Origin of the sequence: Escherichia sp. MOD1-EC7011, assembly GCF_002965005.1 — a bacterium.
Taxonomy (GTDB): Bacteria; Pseudomonadota; Gammaproteobacteria; order Enterobacterales; family Enterobacteriaceae; genus Escherichia; species Escherichia ruysiae.
Genome location: NZ_PTRD01000052.1, coordinates 21494 through 30269 on the forward strand (window position 1 = coordinate 21494; position 8776 = coordinate 30269).

Here is an 8776-nt window from a genome sequence, read left to right on the forward strand (position 1 = left end):
GGGTGAAAAATCCCGAAAGCCAGAAACGACAAAAGCATGAACCATTGCTGATTCAGGCTTTCTAAATATTGGCGGAACGGACGGGACTCGAACCCGCGACCCCCTGCGTGACAGGCAGGTATTCTAACCGACTGAACTACCGCTCCGCGTTTTATTCCGTTGGGAACGAGGCGAATACTACGGATTGCCTCGCCCTTCGTCAATTGTTTTTCTCATCTTTTGAATCGTTTGCTGCAAAAATCGCCCAACTCGCTATTTTTAGCACCTTTTACATGTATTTATGCCCGCCAGAGGCAGCTTCCGCCCTTCTTCTGCACCAGATCGAGACGAGATTCATGCGCTGCTAGCTCTTCATCCGTCGCAAAAACAACGCGTAACTTACTTGCCTGGCGCACAATGCGCTGAATTGTTGCTTCACCTTGTTGCTGTTGTGTTTCACCTTCCATCGCAAAAGCCATCGACGTTTGGCCACCGGTCATCGCCAGATAAACTTCCGCAAGGATCTGGGCATCGAGTAATGCCCCGTGCAATGTACGCTTGCTGTTATCTATTTCGTAGCGGGCGCATAACGCATCGAGGCTGTTGCGCTTACCAGGAAACATTTTCCTCGCTACCGCAAGGCTATCGGTGACCTTACAGAAGGTATTGGTCTTCGGAATATCGCGCTTGAGCAGCGAAAACTCGTAGTCCATAAAGCCGATATCGAACGCTGCGTTATGGATCACCAGCTCCGCGCCACGAATATAGTCCATGAACTCATCAGCTACTTCGGCAAACGTAGGCTTATCGAGCAAAAACTCATCGGCAATACCATGTACGCCAAAGGCTTCCGGATCCACCAGCCGATCGGGCTTAAGATAAACGTGAAAGTTATTGCCCGTCAGTCGACGGTTCACCACTTCAACGGCACCAATCTCAATGATCTTGTGGCCTTCATAGTGCGCACCAATCTGGTTCATACCGGTGGTTTCGGTATCGAGAACGATCTGGCGTGTAATTGCAGTGCTCATAGCGGTCATTTATGTCAGACTTGTCGTTTTACAATTCGATTCAATTACAGGAAGTCTACCAGAGATGCTTAAACAGGTAGAAATTTTCACCGATGGTTCGTGTCTGGGTAATCCAGGACCTGGGGGTTACGGCGCTATTTTACGTTATCGCGGACGCGAGAAAACCTTTAGCGCAGGCTACACCCGCACCACCAATAACCGTATGGAGTTGATGGCTGCTATTGTCGCGCTGGAAGCGTTAAAAGAACATTGCGAAGTCATTTTGAGTACCGACAGCCAGTATGTCCGCCAGGGGATTACCCAGTGGATCCATAACTGGAAAAAACGTGGCTGGAAAACCGCAGACAAAAAACCGGTAAAAAATGTCGATCTCTGGCAACGTCTTGATGCCGCGCTGGGACAGCATCAAATCAAATGGGAATGGGTAAAAGGCCATGCCGGACACCCGGAAAACGAACGCTGTGATGAACTGGCTCGAGCTGCGGCAATGAATCCCACGCTGGAAGATACGGGCTATCAAGTCGAAGTTTAAGCCTGTGGTTTACGACATTGCCGGGTGGCACCGACCGCCTGGCGAATTCGCGGTTTGTTTTTACTCTGTTTCATCGGATTTAGCGTTAAAGGAATAGTCCGTTTCCGGGCAACAATAAGTTGTAAGCAACCAAGCGCAGGAATGTGCGTGCTCAATAGTTTTCCACCGTGCTTGTTCCACGGGAGAACATGGAAACGGCTGGCGTGTAGCACTTCAAAATTCAACAAAGAGAGCCAGTCCAGTTGCCGCATCAGAGTAAACATCCGGCTGTTATAGGGCGATGTTTTTCGCAATACCGGCACAAGTTTGCGTAATCCCATTAAACTGATGGGATTGAAGCCGCTAATAACCAGCCAGCCATCATCAATCAATACCCTATCGGCTTCGCGCAATAAACGATGCGGATCGGTGCACCACGGCAATGTATGCGCCAGTAGACAAACATCGACGGATTTATCGGCAAAAGGAAGGTGAAGTGGGTCCGCCTGCACCTGGACGGGCATTCCTTGCGCTGAAACATTCACTTGATGAGAAACCGCGCACGCTTCGCAATTGATTTCTGCGCTTAAATTGCCAATCTTAAGCAGATGAAAACCATACATTTTAGCGAACCACGGGTTGAGCTGGCGTTCCAGCGCCTTGCGATAAAGCTCTCCCCAGGGCAAATCGCCCCAGCAATCAGGAGCCACGACAGTTTGGGGGATCCTTGCCGGTTTCATCACAACCTTCCGTTTCGCACTGAGAGGTAATATATGAATCTTAACAGTATTTCCGCCTTTGATGACAATTACATCTGGGTTTTGTCTGATGAAGCAGGTCGTTGCCTGATTGTCGACCCAGGAGAGGCAGAACCCGTATTAAAGGCGATTTCAGCTAACAACTGGCAACCAGTAGCGATTTTCCTCACCCACCATCACCACGATCACGTTGGCGGTGTAAAAGAACTGGTAGAAAAGTATCCGCAAATTGTGGTGTATGGGCCAGAAGAGACACAAGATAAGGGAACAACGCAGGTAGTCAAAGATGGCGATACTGCCTTCGTTTTGGGGCATGAATTTAGTGTAATTGCTACGCCAGGTCACACTTTAGGACATATCTGTTACTTTAGCGAACCTTATCTATTTTGTGGCGACACTCTGTTTTCTGGCGGTTGCGGTAGACTATTCGAAGGCACTGCATCACAGATGTATCAATCACTTAAAAAATTAAGTGAACTTCCTGACGATACTCTGGTGTGTTGCGCTCACGAATATACTTTATCAAATATGAAGTTTGCTTTGAGCATTCTTCCGCACGATTTGTCTATAAATGATTATTATCGTAAAGTTAAGGAGTTACGGGCAAAAAATCAAATAACACTACCCGTAATTCTGAAAAATGAGCGGCAAAATAATGTTTTTTTGAGAACAGAAGATATTGATTTAATTAATGTAATTAATAAAGAAACATTATTGCAACAACCTGAAGAACGTTTTGCCTGGTTAAGGTCAAAGAAAGATAGATTCTGATAAAACTTTCTTGTCATCAGCTTCGTTCGCCGTTATGATCGGTCGTCTTTTAAGCAACTATTGACACACACATGAAGGCAAAAGCGATATTACTCGCCTCTGTCCTGCTCGTGGGTTGCCAGAGTACTGGTAACGTTCAACAGCACGCACAGAGCCTTTCTGCAGCTGGTCAAGGGGAAGCAGCAAAGTTTACAAGTCAGGCACGATGGATGGACGATGGGACGTCTATCGCGCCGGATGGTGACTTGTGGGCTTTCATAGGCGACGAGCTAAAGATGGGAATTCCGGAAAACGACCGGATTCGCGAACAGAAACAGAAATATTTACGCAATAAGAGCTATCTCCACGATGTAACTTTACGGGCAGAGCCGTATATGTACTGGATAGCCGGGCAAGTTAAAAAACGTAACATGCCTATGGAACTGGTACTACTACCCATAGTGGAGAGCGCTTTTGATCCTCACGCGACGTCTGGCGCCAATGCCGCAGGCATCTGGCAGATCATTCCGAGCACGGGGCGCAATTATGGTTTGAAACAGACCCGCAATTATGACGCGCGTCGCGATGTTGTTGCTTCAACAACTGCCGCGCTGAACATGATGCAGCGTCTGAACAAGATGTTTGACGGCGACTGGCTTCTGACCGTAGCGGCTTATAACAGCGGCGAAGGTCGGGTCATGAAGGCAATTAAAACGAACAAAGCGCGTGGGAAATCCACGGACTTCTGGTCGTTACCGTTGCCGCAGGAAACGAAGCAGTACGTGCCTAAGATGCTGGCATTGAGTGATATTCTCAAAAACAGCAAGCGTTATGGTGTACGTCTGCCGACGACCGATGAAAGCCGTGCTCTGGCGCGTGTACACCTGAGTAGCCCGGTTGAAATGGCGAAGGTTGCAGATATGGCGGGAATTTCCGTCAGCAAACTGAAGACCTTCAACGCTGGCGTGAAAGGCTCCACGCTGGGCGCAAGTGGTCCACAGTACGTGATGGTGCCAAAGAAACATGCAGATCAACTGCGTGAATCTCTGGCTTCAGGCGAAATTGCTGCCGTACAGTCGACACTGGTTGCCGACAATACGCCGCTTAATAGCCGCGTTTACACCGTACGCTCTGGCGACACGCTTTCAAGCATCGCTTCACGTCTCGGCGTAAGCACAAAGAATTTGCAGCAGTGGAACAATCTGCGCGGTTCTAAGCTGAAACCAGGTCAAAGTCTGACAATTGGCGCTGGTAGTAGCGCACAGCGGTTGGCAAACAACAGCGATAGCATTACGTATCGTGTGCGCAAAGGTGATTCGCTTTCAAGCATTGCTAAGCGTCACGGCGTAAACATCAAAGATGTGATGCGCTGGAACAGCGATACTGCGAATCTGCAACCAGGCGACAAGCTGACGTTGTTTGTGAAAAACAACAATATGCCAGATTCCTGACAAACCAGATAACAGAAAGGCACCGATTCCCCCGGTGTCTTTTTTATTTATGCCGCTTTATGTGCTTCAACCATGATGATATCACTGGTGAAAGAGCCATCATTCTGCAAGGCAAAATACGTTTTCACCTCTGTCGATGCGCTCTGTTGGTAAACGCGAATAGCGTCCACTAACACTTCTGGCGTACGCATTCTCGCAACCCACGAAGAGAATTCCAGAGGTAATTTATCGGTGATCACATTATCGACAAGCAGATATGCTTCATTGATTAACGTCAACCACTCACCGCTGGCGTAATTACGCACGTGAGAAGCATCGCGCAATGCTTCTATCGTCTGTAACCAAATATCGCGTACCGGGTGACCCGGAGACATTACGTCCATCACAATCAGCATACCGCCGGGCTTCAAAACCCGATTCACTTCACGCAATGCCGCACCGACATCATGCCAGTGGTGAGCAGAATAACGACTAATAACAATATTAAAAGTGTGATCGGCAAAAGGCAGGCTTTCGGCATACCCCTGGCGGGTGGTGATATTTTTCAGTTGTCGGGTATCTGCAGCCTGTGCAACAACATCCAGCATTTGGGAAGATAAGTCATACGCCACCACTTCCTGCACGTTTTGCGCAGCGACAAAGCTGGCATGTCCTGCTCCACAGCCCATATCAAGTACGCAAGCGTCAGGATACTCTGCCAGACACGCCGCCAGGCGCTGTAAGTCGCGCCCGGATGCATGCACGGCACTGGTTAAATATTCACTGGCCTGCGAGCTAAATTGCTTTTCTACGTGCTCATGGTGGGATTGTGTTGTCATTGCACTGTCCTTTTGTTGTTTGAGTATAAAAAGGCAGCGCCAAACGTTGGTCTGCCCTGTGGCAGACCTGACATACCTTATTTATCAGGCTTGCCGGGACTGAATTCAACGAGTAGCGGATTGTGATCAGAAGCGCGCGTAACCAGTACGGAAGCTTCGCTGACATTCAGACCACGGTAGAAAACAAAATCGAGCGGGCGACCAAACGCCCGGCGGCGCTGATCATCAGTAAAACGCACCTGGCGCAGCGACATTTCTCGCGCAAAGCGATATAACGCGTTCATCCTTCTACGGCTCCAGGCATTGAAATCTCCCGCCATAATGACCGGACCGCTGTGGTGGGCTATCTGATCGCCAATAGGAAGCAACTGCTTGCTATAAACATCCACGCCCAGACTGAAGTTGACCGCATGGATATTGACTACCATCAACAGGCGGGTGTCAGGTAATGGATAGACCGTCACCAGTGCCGATTTCGCCAGACGTAAAATAGGTTCACGTTCGCGTAACGGGCAGCAATACACCGGATGCGCTGCCGAAAGGGTCATTACGCCGGAAGGATGTTGTGGCAGAACAAAAGCGGGCACCTGATCGGCAGCAAGATAGTTAGCGGTCGCAAACTGCACTAACTCTGGCGTTGTCTGCGCTTCCTGCAATAACACCAGATGTGCATCTTTGCCGTAGTTCTTTAATACCGACAACCATTCAGCGCGTTGCTGTTTGTAAATGTTCCACACCAGGATCCGAATACGCTCTTCGGTACTTAACGGTTCTCCGGGTGGTAATGCCTGGCCGATGCTCGCAAATGACCCCGGCGGTAAGATCCTTTCCGCAGGTTGTCCGGCTACATAGCGCATGGCATAGGTATTTTTTCGCACTTTTGACTTTGAAACCTCTATTACGTCAACCCTTCCGCACTCGGGAGGGTTCTACTGTTATAGGGATTTTAGCTCACTCTTTCAACGAGCAATTGTATATTGTTATGTAAGCAAGTGCTTACACCGCACAGAATTTTGCTCATTATTGAGAACATTAAATCGGATGACATATTACGTATCCTGATGGTTTAATAACAAATAAATTCAAAATATCTCTTCTATTTTGCAACAGGAGCAAAAATGAAAGCCACGTCGGAAGAACTCGCCATTTTTGTTTCGGTCGTCGAAAGCGGCAGCTTTAGCCGGGCAGCGGAACAATTAGGGCAAGCAAACTCAGCAGTCAGCCGTGCGGTAAAAAAGCTGGAAATGAAACTTGGCGTCAGCCTACTTAATCGAACCACACGACAACTTAGCCTGACGGAAGAAGGCGAGCGTTATTTTCGTCGCGTACAGTCAATTTTGCAGGAGATGGCAGCGGCAGAATCAGAAATTATGGAGACGCGTAATACACCGCGCGGACTGTTACGGATCGATGCCGCAACCCCCGTGGTACTACACTTTCTGATGCCGTTAATTAAGCCTTTCCGCGAACGCTATCCGGAAGTCACTTTATCGCTAGTCTCCTCCGAAACGATTATTAATTTGATCGAAAGAAAAGTGGATGTCGCGATACGCGCCGGTACGTTAACGGATTCCAGCTTACGAGCCAGGCCGTTATTTAACAGTTATCGAAAAATTATCGCCTCCCCCGACTATATTGCCCGCTACGGGAAGCCAGAAACTATCGACGATTTAAAGCAACATGTTTGCCTGGGATTTACTGAACCCGCTTCCCTCAATACCTGGCCGATAGCCTGTAGTGATGGACAATTACATGAGGTGAAGTACGGTTTGTCATCCAATAGTGGAGAAACACTGAAACAGCTTTGCCTGAGTGGCAACGGGATTGCGTGTTTGTCCGACTATATGATCGACAGAGAAATTGCTCGTGGTGAACTGGTGGAGTTAATGGCAGATAAAGTGTTGCCAGTGGAAATGCCCTTCAGCGCCGTCTATTACAGCGACCGCGCGGTAAGTACTCGCATCCGGGCCTTTATCGATTTCCTTAGCGAGCATATAAAAACAGCTCCCGCAGGAGCTGTCAGAGAGGCTTAATCCCATTCAGGAGCCAGACCTTCCGGACTTACGAGGCGGTCGTTGCAATCCAGTTCGGCGATCGCTTTTTTATCTTCTGCATCAAGCTGTAAACTTTGTGCCTTAAGATTACTTTCCAGGTTTTCACGTTTAGTGGAAGACGGTATTACTGAGTAGCCTTCCCCCATTGCCCACGCCAGAATTACTTGTGCCGGGGTCGCATTGTGTTTAGCTGCGATACGAGCAATAACCTCATCTTTCAGAGCCTTCCCATAAGCCAGCGTCATATAGGAAGTAATATGAATGCCGTGCTGTTTAGCCCAAGCGACCACTTTACGGTTTTGCAGATAAGGAGAGAGTTCAATCTGGTTGGTAGCGATGTTTTCAGCGCCAACAGCAGCAATTACCTTTTCCATCAACGGGATCGTGAAGTTGGAAATACCGATTTCACGCGTCAGCCCTTGTTTTTTCGCTTCCAGCAACGCCTGCATAAACTCTTCAACAGAGACTTCATCGTTTGGTGACGGCCAGTGGATTAGCGTCAGATCAACATAATCGGTACGCAATTTTTGCAGGCTCTCTTTCAGACTCGGGATCAGTTTGTCTTTGCTGAGATTTTCAATCCAGATTTTAGTGGTGATGTAGAGTTCATGACGTTGCACGCCACTTTCTGCAATCGCCTGACCTACTGCAGCTTCGTTATCATAGATTTGTGCGGTATCAATTGCGCGATAGCCAAGTTCAAGCGCCGTTTTCACAGATGCAATAACAACGTCGTCTTTGAGACGGAAAGTACCTAAACCAAATGCAGGGATAGCCATAATATGCCTCTTCTAATGCTATGTTCGTTAACTGAGATGATTATGGGCTTCAGACTGTTGCGGAAAAAGAGCGTAAAATGCAGAGGATTTTTGCGATTTTGGCAATAATAGAAATACAGACGAAAAAAAACCTCGAGCGTTAACTCGAGGCTTCTTAATAAGTGGCGGAACGGACGGGACTCGAACCCGCGACCCCCTGCGTGACAGGCAGGTATTCTAACCGACTGAACTACCGCTCCACCGAATTCTTTTACAACCACCAGTTTTATGACCGGCTTACTGCTTAATTTGATGCCTGGCAGTTTATGAATCACTTCGTGATTCACCCTTCGGGCCGTTGCTTCGCAACGTTCAAAAGCTTTCGCTTTTGTCCTACTCTCTTATCGAGTAGTGAACTGCCTCAAAGGTCAGTGCCATTCTTCGTAATTTGATGCCTGGCAGTTCCCTACTCTCGCATGGGGAGACCCCACACTACCATCGGCGCTACGGCGTTTCACTTCTGAGTTCGGCATGGGGTCAGGTGGGACCACCGCGCTACGGCCGCCAGGCAAATTCTGTTTATCAACACGTCATGTTCTGACCTGTCGATTTAATCTGTATCAGGCTGAAAATCTTCTCTCATCCGCCAAAACAGATTCGCCGTTG

Annotated in this window: 9 protein-coding genes, 2 tRNA genes and 1 rRNA gene; 4 read left to right on the top strand and 8 right to left on the bottom strand. The window is 48.5% G+C overall.

The window, feature by feature from the left end:
* Positions 1-69 precede the first annotated feature (69 nt).
* Both A7098_RS22150 and dnaQ read right to left on the bottom strand, forming a co-directional pair.
* Positions 70-146: transfer RNA gene (locus A7098_RS22150), tRNA-Asp, on the bottom strand.
* A 132-nt stretch (positions 147-278) separates the two neighbouring features.
* Positions 279-1010 (bottom strand): DNA polymerase III subunit epsilon, encoded by a 732-nt coding sequence (dnaQ, locus tag A7098_RS22155; RefSeq protein WP_077699138.1) that lies wholly within the window; start codon positions 1008-1010, stop codon positions 279-281.
* A gap of 64 nt (positions 1011-1074) precedes the next feature.
* Here dnaQ and rnhA point away from each other — a divergent pair, with 64 nt between their 5' ends.
* Positions 1075-1542, top strand: coding sequence for a ribonuclease HI (rnhA, locus tag A7098_RS22160; protein ID WP_000917883.1), 468 nt, complete (start codon positions 1075-1077; stop codon positions 1540-1542).
* Here the strand turns inward: rnhA and A7098_RS22165 are convergent.
* Positions 1539-2261, bottom strand: a complete 723-nt coding sequence (locus A7098_RS22165) for a class I SAM-dependent methyltransferase (protein WP_010344979.1) — start codon at positions 2259-2261, stop codon at positions 1539-1541. The genes rnhA and A7098_RS22165 overlap by 4 nt on opposite strands.
* Positions 2262-2294: 33 nt before the next feature.
* Between A7098_RS22165 and gloB the strand changes: the two genes are divergently transcribed.
* Together gloB and mltD are read left to right on the top strand one after the other, a co-directional pair.
* Positions 2295-3050: a hydroxyacylglutathione hydrolase gene (gene gloB / locus A7098_RS22170; protein WP_001052783.1), complete on the top strand. Its 756-nt coding sequence runs from the start codon at positions 2295-2297 to the stop codon at positions 3048-3050.
* Positions 3051-3121: 71 nt separating this feature from the next.
* The gene (mltD, locus tag A7098_RS22175) at positions 3122-4480 is read left to right on the top strand and encodes a murein transglycosylase D (protein WP_000644688.1); all 1359 of its coding nucleotides are present in this window, start codon (positions 3122-3124) and stop codon (positions 4478-4480) included.
* Positions 4481-4527: 47 nt separating this feature from the next.
* Here the strand turns inward: mltD and A7098_RS22180 are convergent, their stop codons facing one another.
* Positions 4528-5298: a class I SAM-dependent methyltransferase gene (locus A7098_RS22180; protein ID WP_032224520.1), complete on the bottom strand. Its 771-nt coding sequence runs from the start codon at positions 5296-5298 to the stop codon at positions 4528-4530.
* 77 nt (positions 5299-5375) lie between these two features.
* Positions 5376-6176: an endonuclease/exonuclease/phosphatase family protein gene (locus A7098_RS22185; protein WP_001230983.1), complete on the bottom strand. Its 801-nt coding sequence runs from the start codon at positions 6174-6176 to the stop codon at positions 5376-5378.
* 240 nt (positions 6177-6416) lie between these two features.
* Between A7098_RS22185 and yafC the strand changes: the two genes are divergently transcribed.
* Positions 6417-7331, top strand: a complete 915-nt coding sequence (yafC, locus tag A7098_RS22190; RefSeq protein ID WP_000648557.1) for a DNA-binding transcriptional regulator YafC — start codon at positions 6417-6419, stop codon at positions 7329-7331.
* Here yafC and dkgB read toward each other — a convergent pair.
* From dkgB to rrf, 3 genes are all read right to left on the bottom strand, one after another.
* Positions 7328-8131 carry a 2,5-didehydrogluconate reductase DkgB gene (gene dkgB / locus A7098_RS22195; protein ID WP_105281428.1) on the bottom strand — a complete coding sequence of 268 codons (804 nt, stop codon included), beginning with the start codon at positions 8129-8131 and terminating at the stop codon, positions 7328-7330. The genes yafC and dkgB overlap by 4 nt on opposite strands.
* 162 nt (positions 8132-8293) lie before the next feature.
* Positions 8294-8370, bottom strand: a tRNA-Asp gene (locus A7098_RS22200).
* 193 nt (positions 8371-8563) lie between these two features.
* Positions 8564-8679: ribosomal RNA gene (gene rrf / locus A7098_RS22205) — 5S ribosomal RNA — on the bottom strand.
* Between the last annotated feature and the right edge of the window lie 97 nt (positions 8680-8776).